The organism is Lachnospiraceae bacterium KGMB03038 (assembly GCA_007361935.1).
In the GTDB taxonomy this organism is placed as follows: domain Bacteria; phylum Bacillota; class Clostridia; order Lachnospirales; family Lachnospiraceae; genus Massilistercora.
The window spans coordinates 1,455,946-1,478,805 of the sequence record CP041667.1 but is presented as its reverse complement, the minus strand read 5'-3'; the positions used below and the strand labels follow the sequence as shown (position 1 = coordinate 1,478,805).

The window sequence follows — 22,860 nt, the reverse complement described above, 5'->3', positions numbered from 1 at the left end:
ACCGATGCTATTTTCAGCGTAAAGAAAGGGGGCCGCCTATGAAGCGCGATGAGAATTGGGATTCTATGAAGCCAACGGCGTTCAGTTATTCCTTTACACCAAAACAATTCTTCCATTTCCTGTTTAAGAAGCCGAAATGCCCCAGATGTGGGGAGAAGCTGATCCGCAGGAAAGAAGCTTTTTACACAAAGGGTCAGCTCCCCGGAACTTTTACCATGGATCTGGCAAATGTAGATGACACAAAGGTAAAATACTACTATTACACCTATACATGTCCACGGTGCCAAGCGAAATACACTCTGGATGAGCTGGCCAGATAGGATTTTCATATCTTTGCGGACTGTTAAGGCGGCAGTCACATCCATGGACATAAGATTTCGAGAGATTATAACAGGAGACAGGAGGAAACCATGAAGATCACAGATGTTAAAATGGAGAAATTCTCCATCGAACTGGAAGAGCCATTCAACGTGGCATTTGCGGAAATCACACACACCGTCAGCATTATCGTAAAAATCGAGACGGATGAAGGATATACCGGCTATGGAGAGGCGGCGCCCTTCGCCCCTGTCACAGGGGAGACGGTGGAGGGCTGTCTGGAGATCCTCCGGCTCTTCCGCCAGGGTCTGATCGGCATGGACCCTCTGGATATTGAGAAGGCCCACGCCATGATGGATGGAGTGGCCCACGGAAACGGCTCCGCCAAATGCGCCATCGACATTGCCCTCTATGACCTAAAGGGCAAGTTTATGGGACAGCCCCTGTACCGGGTGCTGGGCGGCTATGACGATGAGGTGCAGAACGATATTACCGTTGTCATCAATCCGCCTGAGAAAATGGCGGCCCAGGCGGAACATTTCGTCAAGGATCTGGGCTATCACATTCTTAAGGTCAAGACCGGGATCTGCCCGGAAGATGACCTGCTGGCCCTCTCTCTCATCCGCGAGGCAGTCGGCCCGGATATCCGGCTGCGGATCGACGCGAACCAGGGCTATGACTACAGCCAGGCTCTTTTCATGCTGGAAGAAATGAAGAAATACAAAGTGGAGGCCGCGGAACAATGCCTGCCCGACTGGGATCTGGACGGAGCGGCCAGACTCCGCAGACAGTCCAATGGCATAAAGCTCATGTTAGACGAATCCCTGCATACTATCCGGGACGCGGCCAAGATCTGCAAAGCGGAGGCCGCGGATATCATGAATATCAAGCTTATGAAATGCGGCGGGCTCTACCGGGCGTCCCAGATCAACGCCATCGGCGAGAGTTTTGGCGTTCCCTGCATGGTCGGCTGCATGATCGAGACCAAGATCTCCATCACAGCGGGCTTAAGTCTGGTAGCCGCGAAGAAAAACATTACAGAATCTGACTGTGACACCTTCCTGTTCTATAAGGACGGGGATACAGGAATGCCGGGAGGCTTTGAGATACACGGGGACCGGTTCCGTCTCCTGGACAGACCAGGACTTGGTCTTGACATCTCTTTCTGATTTTAAAAGCGGACGCCGCAGAGGATCATCCCCCCGCGGCGCCCGCTTTTTCTGTATCGTCTTTAGCACACCTTATGAATCCATCCTTCCGGCGCTTCAATATGGCCCATCTGGATGCCTGTCAATGTGTCATATAACTTCTTGGTGATCGGTCCCATCTCATCCATTCCGCTTGGGAAGCAGATCTCCTTTCCGTGGTCTACCACCTTTCCTACCGGAGAGATGACCGCTGCCGTTCCGCACAGACCACACTCCGCGAAATCTTTCACTTCGTCAAAGTAGATCTCCCGCTCTTCTACTTCCAGTCCAAGGTATTTCTCAGCCACATACATAAGAGAACGTCTGGTGATGGAGGGAAGGATAGTGCTGGACTTTGGCGTTACAACCTTGCCGTCCTTTGTCACGAAAATAAAGTTGGCGCCTCCGGTCTCTTCCACTTTTGTCCTGGTAGCCGCATCCAGATACATATTTTCATCGTATCCCTGAGCATGCGCCTCGACAATGGCATAAAGGCTCATAGCATAATTCAATCCCGCCTTTACATGACCTGTTCCGTGCGGGGCTGCTCGGTCATAATCACATACCCGGATGGTGATCGGTTTTGCGCCGCCTTTAAAATAAGGACCTACCGGTGTGGTAAACACCCGGAACTGATACTCATCCGCTGGTTTTACGCCGATGACCGCGTTAGAGCCAAACATATAGGGGCGCACGTACAGGGTAGCGCCTGATCCATAGGGCGGAACATAAGCCGCGTTCGCCTCCACCGTCTTATGCACTGCTTCTACAAACCGCTCTTCCGGGAACACCGGCATTTCCAAACGCTTGGCTGTCTCTGCCATACGAGCCGCGTTTAAGTCCGGCCGGAACATCACAATGCTCCCATCCTCCGCTGTATAAGCCTTTAGTCCCTCGAAGCAGGTCTGCGCGTACTGAAGGACACAGGCACATTCGTTGATCACAACATTTGAGTCAGCCGTCATAGTTCCCGCATCCCAGGCCCCATTTTTATAATTGGAAACATATCTCTGATCCGTTTCCACATAATCAAAGCCTAGATTTGCCCAGTCAATATTTTTCTTCTCCATCTTAACTCCTCCATTCGTAATGGCTTTCCATGAGTCTCATTATAATACGTTCATATTGAAAATTCAAGAGTGCGCTCTGTTTTTACAAAAGCAATGGCGATGAGCTCTTCTTTATCGTTCCATCATACTAATGGATTCGATTCCTACGCTTCCGCCCCGGACTACCTCTATACTCTTGAATTCTTCCTTCATCAGTTTGATCACCGCATCGTTTTTGGTGGCCGTCTGGACAAACTCCAAAAGCAGACTGTCCTTCCCGTAATCGATCACCTTCGCCTTGAAGGTTTCTGCGATCTGGAACAGTTCTACCTTGTCTTCCGGCGTACATCTGCGCACTTTCACATATAAGATCTCCTTCATCCTTACAAAAATATCGGTAAAATCGATCACTTTGATCACTTCAACCAGACGGTTCAGCTGCTTCTTGATCTGCTCAAAAGTCTCGTCGTCGCTGACGGTGGCGATGGTCATCCGGGATACCGTTGGATCTTCTGTGGTTCCTACCGTCAGACTGTCCATGTTATAAGATTTTCCAGCAAAAAGCCCGGAGATCTTCGACAGAACTCCCACCTGATTTTCTACATACAGTGATATCCATCGTTTCTTCATTCCATTTCCGTTCATTTCCTTTTTCTCCTTTCCCTAGCAGTCCATGATCATATCTTTTAAAGTTCCGCCTGGTTCGATCATCGGATAGACCAGATCTTCTGGATCAATGGTAAATTCCAGGATATAGGGAGTCTTTTTGCTCGCCATAGCCTCCCGGAAGGCCGGCTCGATCTCTTCTTTCTTCGTGATCCTTAATCCTTTTGCCCCATAACTCTCCGCCAGTTTCACAAAATCCGGCGTATACTTGGGACATTCCACCTCGCCGCATTTGCCTCTGCAGGCCGCCCCGGACCGGAGGCAGGTCATGGAGTAGCGCTTGCCATAAAATAATTTCTGCCACTGACGGACCATTCCCAGATTGCTGTTATTAAAGATACAGGATATAATGGGGAGCTCTTCCAGCACCGCTGTCGCAAGTTCCTGGATATTCATCTGCATCCCGCCGTCCCCGGAAATGGAGATGACAGGTGTGTCCGGATTTCCGATCTTCGCGCCAATGGCTCCCGGAAGGCCGTATCCCATTGTTCCAAGGCCTCCCGACATAAACAGCCGCTTCTTTTCATTGACCTCCAGGAACTGAGCTGTAAACATCTGATGCTGCCCTACATCCGTGATCACGATCGCTCGGTCGAAAATCCGGTTGATCACTTCCAGGATGTCCTGGGGCGTCATGATCGGGCGGGGTTTCATCCGCAGAGGATGCGCTTCTTTCCATGCCTCCACCTGTCCTCTCCACTCTTTTGTATCACAAGGGGTCACATATTCCAGCATCTTGGCGACTGCCTCTTTCGCATCCGCCACGATCGGCACATCTACCTGGACATTTTTGGAAATTGCCGCCGTATCAATATCGATATGGACAATCTGAGCTTTTGAGGCAAAGGAATGCAGTTTCCCTGTGATCCGGTCATTGAACCGGGTACCAATGGAGAACAGAAGATCACAGTTGTCTACCGCCATATTCGAGGCGTAGGCGCCGTGCATCCCTAGATTTCCGATATACAGCGGATGATCTGTCGGGATCGCTCCCCGTCCCATGACCGTTGTAACAACAGGAACTCCCGTTTTCTCTGCCAGTTCTGTAAACTCGCTTCCCGCATGGGAAATATTCACTCCGCCGCCTGCCAAAAACAAGGGTCTCTTCGCTTTTCCAAGCATCTTAATGGCTCTTTTCAGCTGTCCGATATGTACATGAGTATTCGGCTTATAGCCGCGGATATTGACTTCCTTCGGATACTCCCCATCCCCTAGTTCCGCCATTACATCTTTGGGAAGATCGATCAGTACCGGACCGGGCCTTCCTGTCCGGGCAATATAAAACGCTTCTTTTAGAATCCTTCCCAGATCCTCTCTTCTGCGCACCGTTACGCCATACTTGGTAATGCTCCGGGTGATTCCCACGATGTCTACTTCCTGGAACGCATCATTCCCGATCAGATGTCTTGCCACCTGTCCAGTAAAGCAGACCAGAGGAACACTGTCATAGTAGGCGGTGGCGAGCCCTGTCACCAGATTCGTAGCCCCAGGTCCGCTGGTCACCAGACATACCCCCGTCTTTCCCGTCGAACGGGCATAAGCGTCTGCCTCATGGACCAGAGCGATCTCCTGTCTGGGAAGGATCACTTGGATCTGATCCTGTTTATAAAGTTCATCACTGATATCGATCGTACAGGCCCCCGGATAGCCAAATACGGTATCTACTCCTTCCTCTTTCAGCGCTTTTACCAATAACTTGTTTCCACTGATCTTTTTCATTGTTTCAACCTCCTATACCTATTCCCCATCTGCGGCAAAGAAAACGCCCCAAGCCTTCCGGCTTAGGGCGAATGCTGCATCCGTGTTACCACCTAATTTCAGAGAACTCTCTCTGCGCTCTGCCGGTACGGGAAGATCTTCTTATCATCTCCGATACCGTTCCCTTCTAACGCTGGGACACACGTTGAAGTCTACTTAGACAATCTCGTCCGTTCGATTCACTGCTCAAGGGCTACTTCCATAAATCTTTCACGAAGATTCCCACCGGCCATCTTCTCTCTTTGCTTCCAGAATCTATGTACTCCTCCCTGTCATAGCATTTCTCTGATAAATTATTCTTATTATAGTGGAAGGCTGATCCCTTTGTCAACCGATCTTTTTTAACATCCTTGACCTTTCTTTGTCAAATCTTTTGCTTTGTCCGCCTCAGCGGAGTCTAAAACACTTCTGCCAATGGCTTCCCAGGAAATGCCGCTGACATCTGCGGCCGCCTTCTCTGATCCGCCGCTTTTCTTCTTTTCTATACTTTCTTTCAATGCTTCCGCAAGCCGCTCCTCAAAATCTGGAAGGTCCTCCTCCAAAGGTTCATCCGTATCCCGCATCCGAGGCGGCTCCACATACCGCACGTCGCCTCCCGGCGCATGTGTTTCCAGCCATTCCCGGATTCCCGGAAGATCCGTCATCACAACCCGGTCCCGACAGGCAAGCGCCTCAATGACGGTAAGCGGAAGACCGTCGAAAAAGGATGGCAGCACAAAAACATCACAGAAGTTGTATACTTCAGCCAGCTTTTTCTGAGGAAGCCTCCCCAGGAATTCCACCGGATAAGGACAGGCTTTTGCCGCTTCCCGGATTTCCTGATACTCTTCTTCATTTCCCGCGCCGCCCGCAAGGAAAAGAGAAAGGGATTCTGCCGGCAGTTTCAGATGAGACAGAGCGCTGAGAAGACTCATGACTCCTTTTTTCTTTGCGATCTTTCCCGCATAGACTATCCGGGTGACTCCGTCTTCCGCCTCTCTTCTATTGGGACAGAAGATATGGTGGTTGTATCCCACTCCCACTTCCTGGATCTTCCCTGGATCCGCCTGATAAATCTCTATTACTTTGTCTCGCTGGGCCTTCTGAGGGACAAAGATGCGGTCCAGCGCCCGAATCTGTCCGGCAATATAATCCCGCCTTAGATCCGTTTTTTCCATCTGTCGGATATCCGTATTATGACAGAATCCGTAGATCCTCTGTTCTGGAAACTGTTCCCGGACAAAAGCGGTCAAAAGGTACAGATGATGGCAAAGGATCAGATCCGGGTCCAGTTCTTCTACCGCCTGAGTGATCACTTCCAGAAAAGACTTTCTGAACGCTTCTGCCATTTCTTCTGTCATATCACAGTAGCGGGTACTTCTATATGGCATCTCATCCGACATTCCCGCAATGGGCCAGGGCAGTTTTTTTGACTCAAAATAGACGGGAAAAAAGCGGACTCCCGAAGGCAGTTCCACCTGATCCTCCTGATAGATCCCGGCCACAACCGCCTGTTCTTCTCCTATATTCCAGAAGCTCTTCACCAGTTCTGTCAGATAGACTCCGCTTCCGGTGCTGCTTGGTTTCTGGGCTGTGATACTTAAAATCTTCATGCTATCCTCTCATACACCGCGAAGACATATTCCAGATCAAAATAGGTCTCTTCTTCGCTGACTTTCGTCATCCGCCACTTGGGATCTTTGTCCAAATCCGGGAAATACGTATCCGCATCAAACGCGCGATCCACCTTCGTTACATAAGCCTTCCGGCACAGAGGCAGAAGCTCCCGGTAGATCTGTCCTCCTCCGATCACAAACACATCCTCCGGCTCATATTTCGTTAATTCTTCCTTCAGTTCTTCCACAGAATGGACGACTGCCGCTCCCGCCGCCTGGTAGTTCTGGTCTCTGGTCAGTACAATATTTACCCGGTCCGGCAATGGCTTGCTCTCCGGGAAGCTCTCCAGCGTCTTTCGCCCCATAACCACTACGTGTCCTTTGGTCATGGCACGAAAGTATTTCATATCCTGGGGAATCCGTACCAACAGCTTGTTTCCATGGCCGATGGCCCAGTTTTTATCTACATTTACGATCAGATTCATTTTCCTCCTCCTTATATGGCTACCGGGATATCCCGGATCTGCTCGTGGGTCTCATAGTCGATCAATTTCACATCATCCGGCGTAAACTGGTAGAAATCCTTCACCTCTGGATTCAGCCAGAACTTCGGCGCCGGAAGCGGTTCTCTTGAGATCAGTTCTTCGATCATCGGGATGTGCCGATCATAAATATGGGCATCCGCGATCACATGGACAAATTCTCCCACCTCCATATCACACACTTGAGCCAGCATATGCAGGAGTACCGCATACTGGCACACATTCCAGTTATTTGCGGCCAGTACATCATTGGATCTCTGGTTCAGGATCCCGTTTAACGTCAGTTTCTCACTGCCTGGCCGTTTCGTCACGTTAAAAGTCATGCTGTAGGCGCAGGGATACAGATTCATCTCATGAAGATCCTGATGCACATAGAGATTGGTCAGGATTCTCCTGCTGTAAGGATTATTCTTTAGATCGTAGATCACCCTGTCTGCCTGATCAAACATTCCTTCTTTATACTGATGTTTTACCCCCATCTGATAACCATAAGCTTTGCCGATGGAACCGTCCTCATCCGCCCAGCTGTCCCAGATATGAGGCTTTAGATCATGGATATTATTGGATTTCCTCTGCCAGATCCAGAGAAGTTCATCGGTACAGCTTTTAATAGCTGTCCGCCGCAGCGTCAGTGCCGGAAATTCTTTCGACAGATCGTACCGGTTTACTACCCCGAACTTTTTTACCGTATAGGCCGGCGTTCCATCCTCCCATATCGGCCGGACTTTTTCCCCCTTGGTGTCCGTCCCGTTGTCTATAATGTCTCTGCACATGGCTATAAAAACTTGATCTGCATAACTCATGTTTGCTACCTCCGTATGTTCACTTCTCCCATTGTATCACGAAACAGGCCGAAAAAAAAGAATCCAGATGCAATTTAGAAGCCTCTGGATTCTTCCGGCCTTTCTTTTTAACAGCAGCAATCTTTTAATACACTGTCAAGCGCGTTGGCGCTGCTGCTGTGAGCCCGCTCTACGCGGATATTGTGACGTTCCGCCTCTCTCAAAGCGCAGTGGACCATTTTGTGTGCCACCGTAGAGGTAAATAGAATGATCAGATCCGGCTGGCCGATTTTTGTCTTCAGATTTCCTGACATCCGGGTAAATACCTTTGCCTTGCAGCGATAGCGTTTGCAGATCTCTTTATACTGCTGTTCCATCCGCTCGTTTCCGCCTATGATCACAACACTCATGTTCTTAACCTCCTGCCAGTTTCTTTCCCGCCTCTCTGCATTTTTCCAATTCTGTCTCTCCGGGTGATTCGTTGGCGATCACACCATCCGCTTCTGTCAGCACCGCTCCCATATCCGCCATCCGCTGACACCATGTCCGCATCCATTCGCCGTCTCCCCATCCATAGGAACCGAAAAGCAGAATCCTTTTCCCGGATATTTTTCCCTCCAGCGCCTGTACAAAAGGCTCCATCTCGGTCTCCTCCAGTTCTTCCGCTCCCATAGATGGGCAGCCAAGGGCAAATGCGCTTTCCGCAGCCAACGCATCCGCATCGGCCTGATCTACGCTCCTGACCTCCGCTCCGGCGCCAGCTTCCTCGATCCCTTCCGCCACCGCACCAGCCATCGCCTTTGTGTTTCCGGTCCCGCTCCAATAAACAACTGAGATACTCATGGTCTGCTCCTCCTTTTTATGCTGTTCTTCCAGCAATGTCTTGTATTGTCCTCCCGGCCAGGAATTCATTGACCGCGCTGTATCTGGCCTTATCATAGGCCAAAAATGTCATCCGCGCCTGTTCCGGGTTATGGTATACTTTCCAGTACCCGGTCAGAAGACTGTGCTTTCCTCCCATCTGGATAAAGCTTGTCACATCCTCCAGCGGATAATCCAGGAACACTCCGATTTCATGGGGAAACCCTATTCCCTCGCAGGAGTGCTGCCGGACGCGCAGCGCCAGATGGGCGAGAAGCTCCTCAAATCTTCCGCTCTTATAATCATAACCCTCCAAAAATTCCAGAATATCCGGCCTGTTGAGGTGCTCCTCCATTTCCCGCCTGCGGTAAAAAAGGATCAGGTATTTTCCCTTATGGGCCGCCAGCACTCGAAACGCGATTCCAGTTCCTGCCAGGATCTTCCAGAGTTCTTTCAGATCCTGTCTTTCAATATTCGTGATACTTCCTTTTTTCATCCCTTTCAAGAAGGGGCCGCATTGCAGAGCTAATTGAAACTGCAGCCTTCTGCTTGCGTTTCTTTCAGCCATCATGTAAGATATCACTTCAACCGGCATATCTTTCTCCCTTCTTTTTTGATTATGATTATCATTTGCATTTAAAATATATCATACATCCGTTTAGAAAGCAAGTTGATAAATGATAGGATTTTCTCAATTGAGTCTGATTATTCTAATTGGGGCCGGGGGATTTTTAAAAATCCCCCGGCCCCAATTAAAAAAGCCGAGCTCTATGGCTCGGCTATGTTATACAATACCTTATCCAGCATCCGTTCCAGTGCTGCGGTTTCTTTCTTTGAAAGGCCCAAGGTCAGCAGTTTGTCCAGCTTCTTTCGGTCTGCCTCCATCCTCCGCTGGATATCATAGGCTTTCTCTGTGGGATAGATATTCTTGCAGCGCTTGTCTTTGTTGCTGGGCACAGACAGGATGAACCCTTTCTCATCCAACCGCTTGAGCAGCCCTGTTACAGTAGGATTCCGGAGATTTAAGGCTTTCTCAATATCACGCTGGGTCACTTCTTCTTTACTGCAGCCAAGAAGATAGTCCAGCACCTCACATTGAGAGGCTGTGATCCCAAGCGTTTTCAGGCGCTTATTAAATTCCTTTTCGTATCCGTTGTTGATCTGTTTGATCCGGAATCCAATAGTCCTTCTTTTCTGCATAGATTCTCCTTTGTCCGCACACTCTCCCACATTCCAGCCTTAACCGGCTGTTTTCTTGATCATTTCCAAAACATTCGCTTTCCCAAGAATCCTGGCCACTGTATAGAACAGGATCACATCGATGGGGAGCATAAGCGCCTGTTTCACCGCTCTGGCTGGGAGCATGGCCAGAAACGCGTTCCCATACAGGACACTCATCCAATACGTGTTCAGCAAAAGGTTGACAAAAACTGTGACCAGCACGTTGGCCAGGATCACTCGCTTCAATGTCAAAGGCCTCCGGTAAAGCACAACTCCGTAGATCACGCCGGCGAGCATGGCGCTCAGAGTCAAGCCTGGGAAAAACGCCCCCACCGGCTTAAGGATAAAGGAAATAAGGTCTGCCAGCCCCGCCACCACACAGGCAGCCACTGGTCCAAACAGCATTCCCGTCAGTTCCTTTGCCAGAGAGTCGAATCCGATCCTCAGATAATCTGTGATCTGCAGCCGATAGAACCCCAGTATCACAGTGATCGCCAGCAGCATGGATACTGCCGCCAGATTTCTTACGTTCTTCAATTCCTGGAAGGAATCTGTAAATGATGTTCTCCATCGTTTCATAAAAAATACCTCCTTCGCAGTAGTCCTTAAAGCTACGCATAAGCAGGTAGTTTTTATCTGTCTATGTGTAGCAGCGGGATGCGGAACATATACCGCGGAAGGCTTTTCCGGCTCTTCCTTCGTCCATGCGGCAACTCCCCGTCCGCACGGCACTTAACGCACATATTCCTACTCTGCTTCTTCTTGATCTCTGGCAGGAGCAGATTTCTTTTCAGCTCCCGCCTGTGTCCCATTCTAGCATACTTCTCGCCAAAAGACAATTACTTTTCATATTCCCGGATCACGCTGCTGATCTCCCGGATCGTCTCCATCTCCTCCAAATGCCGCAGGGCATCCTTCATATGGAATTCCTTCACCGCTTCCGTCACAATGACCAGCTCTGCCACGCCGTCTGCGGTAATGTTCTGGACGACTCTGGAAATGCTTACCTTGTGAACGCCAAATACGCTGGCGATCGAAGCCAGGACCCCAGGTTTATTTTCCACCTGCATCCGCAGGAAGAATGGATTCTTCACCTGGTCAAAAGCTTTCACCGGAGTCTGCCGGTAACAGGTACAGTTGATCCTTCCGGTACAGTGGAACTGGATGTTCCGCACCACGTCGATCACGTCCCCCATAACTGCGCTCGCCGTAGGCATCTGCCCCGCCCCTCTTCCATAGAACATGGCATCGTCCACTGCGTCTCCGTGTACAAACACCGCGTTAAAAGAATCTCTTACCGCGGCCAGCGGGTGCTGTTTGGGAAGAAGCATAGGGTACACCGCCGCCTCGATGCCTTCCGGAGTATTCCTGGCTGCCGCAAGCAGTTTGATCGCGTATCCCAGCTCCTTTGCGTATGTAATGTCTTTCGACGTGATCTTAGTGATCCCTTCTGTATAGACATCGGAAAACACCACTCTGGAATGAAACGCGATGGAAGCCAGGATGGCAATCTTGCGCCCCGCATCCAGTCCTTCAATATCTGCCGTAGGATCTGCCTCCGCATATCCAAGCTCCGTGGCTTTGGCCAGGGCTTCTTCAAAATCCATTCCCTCTTCCGCCATCTTCGTCAGGATATAATTGGTCGTGCCATTGACAATGCCCACTACCTCATCGATCTCATTGGCAGCCAGACATTGCTTCAGAGGACGGATGATGGGGATTCCTCCCCCTACCGCTGCTTCAAACAAGAAATCTACTCCGTTATTGTCTGCCGCATCCAAGAGTCCGCCGCCATACTCCGCCACCAGGTCTTTGTTGGCAGTCACTACACTTTTGCCGGAATTCAAGGCTTCCAGGATCATCGTCTTCGCCGGTTCGATGCCGCCCATCACTTCGATCACGATTTCAATCTCTTCATTATTGATGATATCTTCCCAGCGGTCTGTCAAGAGGGCCGGATCGATCCCTTCCCTCTTCTTATGGATATCATGGACCAGGACTGCCTCTATTTCTATGGGCGCTCCCGCCTTATTGGCCATCTCTTCCTGCTGCTCCTGAATCAATTTATACACGCCGCTTCCCACAGTCCCAAGACCAAGAAGGGCTGCTTTTACCACTTTCGCCATAGGTTTCCTCCTGTCTGCCTTTTCCGTTTACTTTCTACATCCAGTTCCTTTATTAAGTCAACATTGTAACACAGACCGCTTACATTTTTCCATATCTTTTTACAGCGCCTCAAGCGGGGCTCGTTCATTTACTCTTTCTTTAAAGCCTCTTTTAACATTATAATTCCTCTGCTTCCAATAAAAACAGCAAAACATTCGCATATCGCGACGATGAATATCTTTCCCGCCAACACATCCGAAACAATCATGTTCCAAGCTTTCAGAAGACTTTCTCTCTTTTTATACCGCGGACTCTTCTTAACCATGTTACCCTCATCTCCATAAAATTGGATTTTATGATATTATAGCACGACACCCTAATATCGTCATTTCTTTTGTTTTTTTGAAAAGTTATTATTAGGATAAGCAGACTGTATTTATGGGGATATTCCCAATCTTTATCTGTTTTCAAAAAAAGAAAAATAGTTGTTGACAAATCTTTTTCCGTATAGTATATTATTTATTGTGCTGAGGAGCACAAGACAAATAAATGCGACAGTGGCTCAGTTGGTAGAGTACGACCTTGCCAAGGTCGGGGTCGCGGGTTCGAGCCCCGTCTGTCGCTCTTAAAAACCGGAAGCGTTTTGCTTCCGGTTTTATTTTATCGTCTAGACAAATATAAAAGCCCGCGGGGAATTCTTCCCTGCGGGCTTTTATTCTTATTCTTCAGCGCTTTCTTCTTCTACTACCGTGATCCCCAGTTCATCCAACTGCTCTTTGGTGACTCTGGCCGGCGCCTCGGTCATTAAGTCGGAGGCATCTTTTACCTTCGGGAAGGCGATCACGTCCCGGATGCTGTCCTCCTTGGCCATCAGCATGACCAGACGGTCCAGTCCGTAAGCCAATCCCGCGTGAGGCGGCACTCCGTATTTGAATGCGGTCAAAAGGAAGCCAAACTGAGCCTGGGCCTGCTCTTCTGTAAATCCAAGGACCTCAAACATCTTATTCTGTACCTCCGGATTGAAGATCCTGACGCTTCCGCCTCCGATCTCATTTCCATTCAGCACGATATCGTAGGCCTTTGCCCGGACTCTTCCCGGATCACTGTCGATATACTGCAGATCTTCCTCCATAGGCATGGTAAATGGATGATGCATAGCTGTAAACCGGTTCTGTTCCTCGCTCCACTCAAGAAGCGGGAATTCTGTGATCCACAGGAACTTATACTCGCTCTTGTCCAAAAGCTCCATCTGGCGCGCCAGCTCCAGACGCAGGGCGCCCAGTGAATCCCAGACGATCTTTTTCTTATCCGCCGCAAACAGGAGAAGGTCTCCGCTCTCTCCTTCCATAGCCTGGATCAGAGCGCTCATTTCTTCCTCTTTCATGAATTTCGCAAAAGAGGATTTCACCGTCCCGTCTTCCTGGATGGCAATATAAGCCAGCCCCTTTGCCCCGTAATCCTTCACAAAGCTTACCAGCTTATCGATTTTCTTTCTTGGCATCCCGCCCTGTCCTTTGGCGTTGATGCCCCGTACAGTTCCGCCGTCCTCAATGGCGCCTTTAAATACCCCGAACTCACAGTCTCTTACCACTTCTGTCACATCGCGCAGTTCCATGCCAAACCGGATATCCGGTTTATCAGATCCAAACCGGTCCATGGCCTCCTGCCATGTCATCCGGGGAATAGGAAGTTCCACCTTCACACCCAGCACTTTCTCAAAAAGATATGCCAGAAGCCGCTCATTGACATCGATCACATCGTCCACGTCTACGAAAGACATCTCCATATCGATCTGGGTAAACTCCGGCTGACGGTCCGCTCTCAAATCTTCGTCCCGGAAACATTTGGCAAGCTGAAAATACCGGTCGCATCCGGAACACATCAGAAGCTGCTTAAAAATCTGGGGCGACTGGGGCAGGGCATAGAAACTTCCCTGATGGATCCGGCTGGGTACCAGATAATCCCTGGCTCCTTCCGGAGTACTTCCAATGAGTATCGGAGTCTCGATTTCCAGGAACCCTTCCTCTGCCAGGAACTGCCGGGTCAGGGTAGCAACCTGGCTGCGCATCAGGAGATTGCGCTGAAGATCCGGTCTCCTCAGATCCAGATAGCGGTATTTCAAGCGCACTTCCTCTTTCGTCTTAGAGTTCTCCTCAATCGGAAAAGGAGGTGTCTCTGATTCAGAAAGAACCCTCAGTTCTTCCGGGATCACCTCGATCTCTCCCGTTTTCAGATTCTCATTGACAGCGCCGGAACGTTTCTCCACAGTTCCGACAACCGCCACCACATATTCTGCTCTTAATCTTGCCGCCTTCTCAATGAGCGCCGCGTCTGTCTTTCCTTCTTCGCACACCACCTGGATGATACCGGAGCGGTCCCGCACATCGGTAAACACCAGTCCGCCTTTATTTCTGTTCTTCTGGACCCATCCCATGATGGTCACAGTCTTTCCGATATCGCCGCTTCCCAGTTCTCCGCAGCGGTGTGTCCGTTTTAATCCTTGCATTGACTCTGCCATATCTTTATTCCTCTCTCTTTCCCTTCTCTATGGTCTCACCGACTCTTTGCTATATTCTGTCCACAGAATCGCTGTAACAGTCTGTGATCTCCTCATAGCCTTCCTCCAGCAGCTGCTCCTTCTGGAATTTCTTATTCTTCTTCATCTTGGCGATCAGCACCTGATATCCCTGCTCCCGCTCTTCTTTGGCCTTCGCCAGCACCTTCAGCAGGCCCTCTGACGGCAGGTTTTTATCCAGCAGATAGGCTTTCTTAGGCCGTTTCTTTGGAACCTGGTAGCCTTGTTCCAGCAAAAGCATGACAATCCGCTCAAATCCGATAGAGAAACCGCAGGCCGGCGTATCCTGTCCGGTAAACTTTCCGATCATCTTATCGTAGCGCCCGCCTCCTGCTACAGAACCCCCAAAATCATCCATCACCACTTCAAAGATCGTCCCCGTATAATAGGACTGGCCCCGCACCAGGGTAGGCGTAAATTTCAGCCGGAACTCACACTCCTTGGCCGCCTCCACACAGGACATAATGCGCTCCAGGCTATTCGCCACCTCATCCGGCAGGCAGTCTCCCAGGATCTCCTTGAGGCTCTTCACGCCGTTTACATCTTCCGCCACCTGGTCGAACAATCCCAGATAAGTATCTACCTGTTCCGCCGTATATCCCAATTCCTGCATTTCTGCCGCCACGCCGTCTTTGCCAATCTTGTCCATCTTGTCCAGACATACAAAGACCTCATCATAATCTTCCTCCTGGAAGCCGCTGTAAGCCGCCATGGCTCTCAAGATCCCCCGGTCGTTGATACACACGGTAAAATTCTTGAAGTCCAGTTTGCCCAGCATAGCGGTAGTGGCCAGGATCAGTTCAATCTCTGCCAGTTCCCCAGGTTCTCCCAAAATGTCGATATCACACTGGGTAAACTGGCGGAACCTTCCCCTCTGGGGACGGTCTGCCCGCCACACACTGCCGATCTGCATCGCTTTAAAAGGAGCCGGCAGCTCATTGGCATGGCCCGCGTAGTATCGGGCCAGAGGAACCGTCAGATCATACCGGAGGCCAGAGTCCGCCAGATCGTTCTCCTCTTTGGCTTCCTGGATCTTCAGCTTTTCTCCCCGCTTCATGATCTTAAAGATCAGCTTTTCATTGTCTCCCCCCTGCTTGCTGCACAGATTCTCGATATGCTCCACACAGGGAGTCTCCATAGATTGAAACCCGTAAGTTTTGTAAGTATCTTTGATCAGTCCGATCACGTAATCCCGGATTTCCATTTCTTCCGGCATAATATCCTTCATCCCTGTGACCGGCTTCTTTTTCAGCGCCATAACCATTCTCCTTTTCGTTCTATCATCTCCCTCACCCGCCGGATATAGGCATCAATGGCCTTCACATTCTCCAGGCGGATCAGGTTCGTCTTCTTTTGCTTCTTTCCCTCCGGATTTACTACAGGCTCCTTGAATACCAGTTTCGTAGAAGCCCCTGCTCCGGCGGCAATGATGGATTGCTTTTCCTCCATAATAAGTATATTGTATATTCCCGCTTTGTCAACCTTTGCATAGCCCGTGTTCTCAAAATTCCCGGCAATATTCTTCTGCCGGTAGAGGTAATAGGGCGTCATCCCCATCCTGCCGGCGCTTTTTTCTGCCGCTTCCAGCATAGCTGAGATCTCCGCCGGTCCCGCGTCCTGGCTTTCCCTGCCGGGAACGTAACCGTCCTGCCCCATCTTGGCCGCCCGCTTCACCGCGAGAGAATGGACCGTCAGGCTGTCCGGGCCAAGCGCTTCCAGCTTCGCCAGAGTATCCTCCATATCCGCCAGCCTCTCTCCAGGCAGTCCGGCGATCACGTCCATGTTGATATTGTCAAATCCTTCTTCCCGCGCCATATGATATGCAGAAAGGATCTCCTCCACCTGATGGCGCCTTCCGATCCGATCCAGAGTCTTTTGCTGCATGCTCTGAGGATTGATCGAAATCCGGGTCACTCCATGGCTCCGTATCACTCTGAGTTTCTCTTTTGTAATGCTGTCCGGCCGTCCCGCCTCTACCGTATATTCCAGCAGATGGTCCCTGGGAAAGATTTCATCGATCCAGGACAGCAGCCGCTCCAACTGATCTTCATTCAGGCTGGTGGGCGTGCCTCCCCCAAAATAAATGGTATTCAGCTTCTTTCCATCTGAAGCGCTCCCAATAAATTCCAATTCCCTGCGGAGCGCTTCCAGATAAGGTTCCACAAAGTTTCCCCACTGATCCAGAGAACCGGAACTAAAAGAGCAGTAAGTACAAACGGTGGGACAAAATGGAATCCCCACATACAGACTGTACCCGTCCTGATAATCCAGCCGGTCCAGCAGTTCCTTTTCCCGCCGGACAATATCCCAGGATACTTCCGCCTTCTTTCTGCTCACCAGGTATTCCCCTGTGAACCAGGACAGAAAATCCTGGCGTTCCATGCCTTCCTCCAGTTTTCCCATCGCCAGCTTTGTAGGCCGCACTCCCGTCAATATGCCCCAGGCCAGCGTCCTTCCCGTCTCCGCCGATAATACTCTGTAAAGCCGCTGGTCCATCAGGTGTTTCTGGGTTTTTCGATCCAAGAACCGCTCCTGTTCTTCCTGATCCAGTTCCAGCCTTTTCCCCGACGGCAGAAAAAGGATAACATAATGAGAGGCTTTTTCCTCTACCGAAGCTTCGACCGTCTCCGATGGATAAAAAGCCTTCCCTATATGATACGCGTTATAAACATAAGTCTCTTTCCGACAAAGGATCTTAAACATAGGCTCCCCCTACAGATATGGATTATGATCCCGCTCATAGCCAATGGTAGTCTCTCCCATATGCCCTGGATATACCACCGTCTCATCGGGAAGCGGCAGCAATTTCTCCCGGATGGAACGGAGCAGATCCAGCGTACTGCTGTTTGGGAAGTCCGTCCTTCCCACAGAAGCCTGGAACAGGGTGTCTCCGCTGAACAACACCTGTTCGGACGCCGCGTAATAGCAGCATCCGCCTCTGGTGTGACCCGGAGTATGGAGCACCTGAAACTGAAAGCCGGCCAAAGACAGGATCTGTCCGTCTTCTACACTCTGAGCGTCTGAGAAAGTAAAGCCCGCCGTATATGCAGAAGACAGATTCAATTTCGGATCTGTCAGGATCTCCTGGTCTTCTTCCTCCACATATACCGGAACATCCCACAGCTTTAACAGCGCATCCAGCCCCATCGTATGGTCGAAATGCCCATGGGTAAGGAGCACTGCCTCCACGGTAAGGCCGTCTCTTTCCACCGCTTCTGTCAGCGCCTTTGGGACCGCGGCCGGATCTACGATCACAGCTTGATGGGTTTCTACATTGCTCACCAGGTAACAGTTGGTGCTGATGATTCCTGTCACAAATTTCTCGATCTTCATTGTCTTTCCCATAATCTCTCCTTTATCCCGTTGTCCGGGTAATATCGATCACGCCTTCCAGCTGCCGGAGTTTTTTCACTACCCGGCCCAGTTCTTCTCTGTTATGGACGATGAAACCGGTCTCGATCGTGGCCGTCCCCTGCTTACTGGTGCGTACATTCATAGACTTCACGTCTACATCCGCCTCTGTAAAGATACGGGACATTTCCATCAGAAGCCCCTGCCGGTCATTGGCGTACATTTTGATCTCCGCCAGGTACTGGCCTCCTGATTCTTCCGCCACTTCGCTCTCCCACTCCGCATCGATCAGCCTGGCCCTTTCCGCCTCTGTCAGGTGCAGCATGTTCACACAATCCGTCCGATGGATAGACAGTCCCCGGCCTCTGGTGACAAAACCTACGATCTCATCTCCCGGTACCGGGTTGCAGCACCGTGAGAAGCGTACCGCCATATCATCGATGCCCTTGACCACGATACCGCTCTTGGACTTGGCAATGTGGACCTTGTGCTTGGAAGCTTCCGCTACTCGCTCCAATACTACCTCATCGGTGATCTCCTGTTTATGTTCCTTGCCGTACTCTTCCACCAGACGGTTGACCACCTGGCCTTCCTTCAATCCGCCGTGGCCGACCGCGGCAAGGACAGAATCCCAGTCCCGAAAACCATATTTCTTCTGGACGATCTCCTGATATCTCGTCTGCAGGATATCCGAGGCGTTGATTCCTTTGGCTTTGCAATAAGCGCCGATCAGTTCTTTTCCTTTTACAATATTACTTTCTTTAAATTCCTTTTTAAACCACTGGTTGATCTTGTTTTTTGCCTGGGTACTTTTCACGATCCCAAGCCAGTCCCTGCTTGGTCCTCTGGAATTCTGGGACGTCAGGATCTCAATGCGGTCTCCGTTCTGGATCTTGTAGTCGATATTGACCAGTTTCCCATTGACTCTGGCTCCCACCATTTTATTTCCCACCGCGCTGTGGATGGCATAGGCAAAGTCGATCGGGGTAGAGCCGTTGGGCAGGTTCTTCACATCGCCCTGCGGGGTAAAGCAATACACGTCTTCTGCGAAAAGATCTAAATCTCCTTTGATCAGGTTAAGAAATTCCCGGTTGTCCGACATGTCTCTCTGCCACTCCAGAATCTGCCTGAGCCAGCTTAGTTTTTCTTCTTCCTGAGCCTCCACGCTCTTCTTGCCGTCATTGGATTCCTTATATTTCCAGTGGGCCGCGATACCATATTCCGCGGTTTTATGCATCTCCTGCGTCCGGATCTGGATTTCAAAAGGCTGTCCCACGGAGCTCATCAATGTGGTGTGCAGCGACTGGTACATATTGGGTTTCGGCATAGCGATATAATCCTTGAACCGCCCCGGGATCGGGGTATAGAGCTCATGGATAACGCCCAACGCCGCGTAGCAGTCCTTTACCGAATCCACAATGATCCGCACCGCAAACAGATCATAGATCTGATCTACCGTTTTATCCTGATTCACCATCTTCCGATAGATGCTGAAAAAGTGTTTGACCCGTCCGTTGACTTCCGCCTTAATATTGGCGTTTTTCATATGATCGGATACTTCTTTGACGATCTGTTCGACAAACTCCTCTCTCTCCGTCTTCCGCGCGTTGATCTGCCGTACCAGATCAAAGAACACCTCTGGCTGGGAGTATTTCAAAGCCAGATCGTCCAGTTCCGTTTTGATTTTAGAGATACCAAGCCTCTGGGCGATAGGCGCATAGATATCCATTGTCTCTTTCGCTTTTTCTTTCTGCTTCTCCGGCGTCATAAACTGCAAAGTCCGCATATTATGGAGCCGGTCTGCCAGTTTGATGATGATGACCCGGATATCTTTGGCCATGGCCAGGAACATCTTCCTTAGATTCTCCGCCTGCACTTCCAGCTTATCAGAGGAATAGGACAGCCTGCCCAGTTTTGTAACGCCATCTACCAAAAGCGCCACTTCTTCTCCGAATACTTCTTTGATCTCCTCTTCACTTACCTGGGTATCTTCCACCACATCGTGGAGCATCCCCGCGGCAATGGTCTCTTTATCCATCTCCAGATCAGCCAGGATGATCGCTACCCATAAAGGATGGATGATATATGGCTCTCCCGATTTCCTGCACTGATCCCCGTGGGCCTTCTTTGCCGTCTCATACGCCTTTTTGATCATGCTGACGTCAGTGGACGGATGGTATTTCCGAATACGGGCGATTAACATGTCATAAAGCTGGTCTGGATCTTCATAATCGCCTGGCGCTTTTACCGCGTGTCCGTCCACGATCTCAAGTCCTTCTGACATGTCTTTCATCACGGATTCCGGCGCGATGCGGTCATCCAGAGATTCATAAGTCGTGATTCTCCCTGACATATTAATGCCTCCTTTCTTCTTTCATGACTTTCCCTGCCGCTTCCGGCACAACAACACTTTCCCGGAATTGACAGGAGACTATTTCCCAGGATAAATGATCACAGAGTCCACGTCATATCCCTGCAGTCTCTTTCTTCCTTCCAACCCCGCAAGTTCCATCAGGAACACGGTCTTTACTACTTTTCCTCCCAGTCCCTCGATCAGTTTGATCATTGCCTCATTGGTACCGCCTGTAGCGATAAGATCATCAATGATCACTACTTTCTGACCTTCTTTCACAGAGTCTCTGTGCATCTCCAGCTCTGCTGTCCCATACTCCAGATCATACTGGATAGATACGGTCTCGCACGGCAGTTTGCCCTTCTTGCGGATCGGAATAAACGGTTTATGCAGATTATAGGCGATAGGCACGCCAAAGATAAATCCTCTGGACTCCGGCCCTACGATCAAATCAAAATCTACTCCTTCCAGCTTTTTCTGCATCAGGTCGATGGCCAGGCGCAGTCCGTCCGCATCCTGGAGCACACTGGTAACATCCCGGAAAATAATCCCCGGCTCCGGGAAATCCGGGATACTTCTTACATATTCCTCGATTGATTTCATGGTATCCTCTCCAATTTTCTCTCCATAATCCTAAATACCGGGGCAAAAAAGCTATTTTACCCACATGATACCTTTTAGTATAACATTTATAGCGCTTACTGACAATGGGTGATCACGATCTGCAGGCTTTTCCTCCCCATATATTCATTGATTCCCGGATAATAAGCGATCATCATCCTGGCTTCCGGTTCTTTTCCATCCAGGAATCTCTCAGCAAAGCCATGCCCGTATTTTTCCTCCAGGCATGTTTTAAATTTCTCAATACCGCCGAAATATAGCGCGTCTATTTTTACGCCCCCGCCATCTTCCGCCTGCATTTTCAGCACATTCCTGTTTTTCCCCAGTATCCTCAGCTTGGAAAGCGCCGCCTCTCTTATGGCAAACACTGGTTTTGTATTCCCTTTCCCAAAGGGTTCCAGAATTTTCAATTCTTCAATAAACTTCTCCGTCACACAGGAAAGGGGAAGTTCCATATCGATAACAACTTTTTCCATCAGATCCGCCTCTTCCAGAGTACAATTACTATTCAGCGCCTGGCGGAGCCGACCTGCGTTTTCCTTTTTCAGGGACAGGCCCGCCGCCAGTCTGTGGCCTCCGTACCGTTCCAAAAGATCCCCGCAGCGGTTCAGCTCTTCATACATGGAATACGCTTCGATGGAACGTCCCGATCCTTTTACTCCTTCTTCCCCGTCTGTCAGCACAAACACCGGACGCCAATACCTCTCCCGCAGTCTTCCCGCCACGATTCCCGCCAGGCTCTCATGGCAGTCCGGCAGATAGACCACCAGCACTTTATCTTTCAAAAGGTCCGTATCTTCAATCTGACGGCAGGCTTCCTCAACCGCCTTTTCCGTCATCTCTTTCCGGCTGTCATTAAGAGCCTTCAGGTCTCCCGCCAAGATCGCGGCCTCTTTGCGGGTTTTGGCTCTAAGAAGCGCCAAAGACCGTTTGGCCGTATCCAGCCGGCCTCCTGCGTTCAGGCAGGGACCCAGCACAAATCCAATATGATAGGCGCTGATATGCTTCTTATCCAGTCCTGTACATTCGATCAGAGCATTCAATCCCGGATTCTGAGTCCTGCCAAGCATGGCTAGTCCTTCTTTGACAAAGATCCGGTTCTCATCTGTCAGATCCATCACATCTCCCACGGTAGCGATGGCCACATTGACGATCAGGTCGTCCAGGTCTTCCGAATCCCTGCCGGAAGCCTCGTATAAGGCTTCCATCAGCTTATAGGCCACTGCCGCGCCGCAAAGTCCCTGAAAGGGATATCCGCAGTCTTCCCGTTTCGGGTCAATGACCGCGTCTCCCGGAGGAAGACGGTACTGCTTCTCCCCGTCTATTTCCTCATAAGGGACCTCATGATGGTCGGTTACCAGCATTGTCATGCCAAGCCGTTTTCCATAAGCGATCTCTTCCGCGGCAGCGATGCCGTTATCACAGGTCAAGACCGTATCCACCCCTTCCTGATAAGCCCGCTCCACCAGTTCTATATTTAATCCGTAGCCGTCTCTGATCCGGTCCGGAATGTCGCTGTCCACGTCCGCTCCCATTCTTTCCAGGCCTTCCAGAAGGATATACGCGGCGTTCACCCCATCAATATCATAATCTCCTATGATCCGGATCTTCTTTCCTTCTTCTATCTTCTCCCGCAGGATATCTACCGCCCGGTCCATATCCCGCATCAGCATCCCATCATGCAGATCTAGGAGAGATCCGTTCAGATACTGTTCTATCTGATCCTCTCCCTGTACTTCCCGGTTCCGGATCAGACAGGCCAGTCTGGGACTGATCTGAAATTTTTCACTCGCGGCCTGGAAATCCCCGCCTTTTCTAAGCAGAACCCATCGTTCCATTTTCTTCCTCCATCAGACTTTTCCCTGCTCCTACACT

The 22,860-nt window shown here is 50.3% G+C and carries 21 protein-coding genes and 1 tRNA gene; 3 read left to right on the top strand and 19 right to left on the bottom strand.

What is annotated here, in order from left to right; translation table 11 throughout:
• Positions 1-38 precede the first annotated feature (38 nt).
• Positions 39-320 (top strand): hypothetical protein, encoded by a 282-nt coding sequence (locus FND36_07020; GenBank protein ID QDW73810.1) that lies wholly within the window; start codon positions 39-41, stop codon positions 318-320.
• 90 nt (positions 321-410) lie between these two features.
• Positions 411-1,487 (top strand): dipeptide epimerase, encoded by a 1,077-nt coding sequence (locus tag FND36_07015; protein ID QDW73809.1) that lies wholly within the window; start codon positions 411-413, stop codon positions 1,485-1,487.
• A gap of 62 nt (positions 1,488-1,549) precedes the next feature.
• Here the strand turns inward: FND36_07015 and FND36_07010 are convergent, their stop codons facing one another.
• From FND36_07010 to FND36_06955, 12 genes are all read right to left on the bottom strand, one after another.
• Positions 1,550-2,575, bottom strand: a complete 1,026-nt coding sequence (locus tag FND36_07010; protein ID QDW73808.1) for a branched-chain amino acid aminotransferase — start codon at positions 2,573-2,575, stop codon at positions 1,550-1,552.
• A gap of 111 nt (positions 2,576-2,686) precedes the next feature.
• On the bottom strand, positions 2,687-3,199 hold the full coding sequence (gene ilvN, locus FND36_07005) for an acetolactate synthase small subunit (GenBank protein ID QDW73807.1): 513 nt from the start codon (positions 3,197-3,199) through the stop codon (positions 2,687-2,689).
• Positions 3,200-3,217: 18 nt separating this feature from the next.
• Positions 3,218-4,939, bottom strand: a complete 1,722-nt coding sequence (ilvB, locus tag FND36_07000) for a biosynthetic-type acetolactate synthase large subunit (GenBank protein QDW73806.1) — start codon at positions 4,937-4,939, stop codon at positions 3,218-3,220.
• A 380-nt stretch (positions 4,940-5,319) separates the two neighbouring features.
• Positions 5,320-6,570: a glycosyltransferase family 4 protein gene (locus tag FND36_06995; protein QDW73805.1), complete on the bottom strand. Its 1,251-nt coding sequence runs from the start codon at positions 6,568-6,570 to the stop codon at positions 5,320-5,322.
• Positions 6,567-7,058 (bottom strand): dihydrofolate reductase, encoded by a 492-nt coding sequence (locus tag FND36_06990; protein QDW73804.1) that lies wholly within the window; start codon positions 7,056-7,058, stop codon positions 6,567-6,569. Before FND36_06990 ends, FND36_06995 begins: the two co-directional genes overlap by 4 nt.
• A gap of 11 nt (positions 7,059-7,069) precedes the next feature.
• Entirely contained in the window at positions 7,070-7,918 is an 849-nt protein-coding gene (gene thyA / locus FND36_06985; GenBank protein ID QDW73803.1) for a thymidylate synthase, read from the bottom strand.
• A 107-nt stretch (positions 7,919-8,025) separates the two neighbouring features.
• Complete coding sequence (locus tag FND36_06980) at positions 8,026-8,307, bottom strand: DUF2325 domain-containing protein (GenBank protein QDW73802.1); 282 nt, start codon at positions 8,305-8,307, stop codon at positions 8,026-8,028.
• A 4-nt stretch (positions 8,308-8,311) separates the two neighbouring features.
• Positions 8,312-8,740, bottom strand: coding sequence for a flavodoxin (locus FND36_06975; GenBank protein ID QDW73801.1), 429 nt, complete (start codon positions 8,738-8,740; stop codon positions 8,312-8,314).
• A 16-nt stretch (positions 8,741-8,756) separates the two neighbouring features.
• Positions 8,757-9,353, bottom strand: coding sequence for a DUF3793 family protein (locus FND36_06970; GenBank protein QDW73800.1), 597 nt, complete (start codon positions 9,351-9,353; stop codon positions 8,757-8,759).
• A gap of 173 nt (positions 9,354-9,526) precedes the next feature.
• The gene (locus tag FND36_06965) at positions 9,527-9,958 is read right to left on the bottom strand and encodes a MarR family transcriptional regulator (protein ID QDW73799.1); all 432 of its coding nucleotides are present in this window, start codon (positions 9,956-9,958) and stop codon (positions 9,527-9,529) included.
• 39 nt (positions 9,959-9,997) lie between these two features.
• On the bottom strand, positions 9,998-10,558 hold the full coding sequence (locus tag FND36_06960) for a folate family ECF transporter S component (GenBank protein QDW73798.1): 561 nt from the start codon (positions 10,556-10,558) through the stop codon (positions 9,998-10,000).
• Positions 10,559-10,818: 260 nt separating this feature from the next.
• Complete coding sequence (locus tag FND36_06955) at positions 10,819-12,105, bottom strand: homoserine dehydrogenase (GenBank protein ID QDW73797.1); 1,287 nt, start codon at positions 12,103-12,105, stop codon at positions 10,819-10,821.
• A gap of 531 nt (positions 12,106-12,636) precedes the next feature.
• Here FND36_06955 and FND36_06950 point away from each other — a divergent pair.
• Positions 12,637-12,709: transfer RNA gene (locus FND36_06950), tRNA-Gly, on the top strand.
• Positions 12,710-12,803: 94 nt separating this feature from the next.
• On the opposite strand, the gene aspS is transcribed toward FND36_06950, so the two are convergent.
• From aspS to recJ, 7 genes are all read right to left on the bottom strand, one after another.
• On the bottom strand, positions 12,804-14,603 hold the full coding sequence (gene aspS, locus FND36_06945) for an aspartate--tRNA ligase (protein ID QDW73796.1): 1,800 nt from the start codon (positions 14,601-14,603) through the stop codon (positions 12,804-12,806).
• 49 nt (positions 14,604-14,652) lie between these two features.
• On the bottom strand, positions 14,653-15,924 hold the full coding sequence (gene hisS, locus FND36_06940; protein QDW73795.1) for a histidine--tRNA ligase: 1,272 nt from the start codon (positions 15,922-15,924) through the stop codon (positions 14,653-14,655).
• Positions 15,909-17,363, bottom strand: a complete 1,455-nt coding sequence (gene hemZ / locus FND36_06935) for a coproporphyrinogen dehydrogenase HemZ (GenBank protein ID QDW73794.1) — start codon at positions 17,361-17,363, stop codon at positions 15,909-15,911. Before hemZ ends, hisS begins: the two co-directional genes overlap by 16 nt.
• Positions 17,364-17,372: 9 nt before the next feature.
• The gene (locus tag FND36_06930) at positions 17,373-17,993 is read right to left on the bottom strand and encodes an MBL fold metallo-hydrolase (GenBank protein QDW75566.1); all 621 of its coding nucleotides are present in this window, start codon (positions 17,991-17,993) and stop codon (positions 17,373-17,375) included.
• A gap of 22 nt (positions 17,994-18,015) precedes the next feature.
• Entirely contained in the window at positions 18,016-20,364 is a 2,349-nt protein-coding gene (locus FND36_06925; protein QDW73793.1) for a bifunctional (p)ppGpp synthetase/guanosine-3',5'-bis(diphosphate) 3'-pyrophosphohydrolase, read from the bottom strand.
• 78 nt (positions 20,365-20,442) lie between these two features.
• Entirely contained in the window at positions 20,443-20,967 is a 525-nt protein-coding gene (locus FND36_06920) for an adenine phosphoribosyltransferase (protein QDW73792.1), read from the bottom strand.
• A gap of 95 nt (positions 20,968-21,062) precedes the next feature.
• Positions 21,063-22,823 (bottom strand): single-stranded-DNA-specific exonuclease RecJ, encoded by a 1,761-nt coding sequence (recJ, locus tag FND36_06915; GenBank protein ID QDW73791.1) that lies wholly within the window; start codon positions 22,821-22,823, stop codon positions 21,063-21,065.
• Positions 22,824-22,860 lie beyond the last annotated feature (37 nt).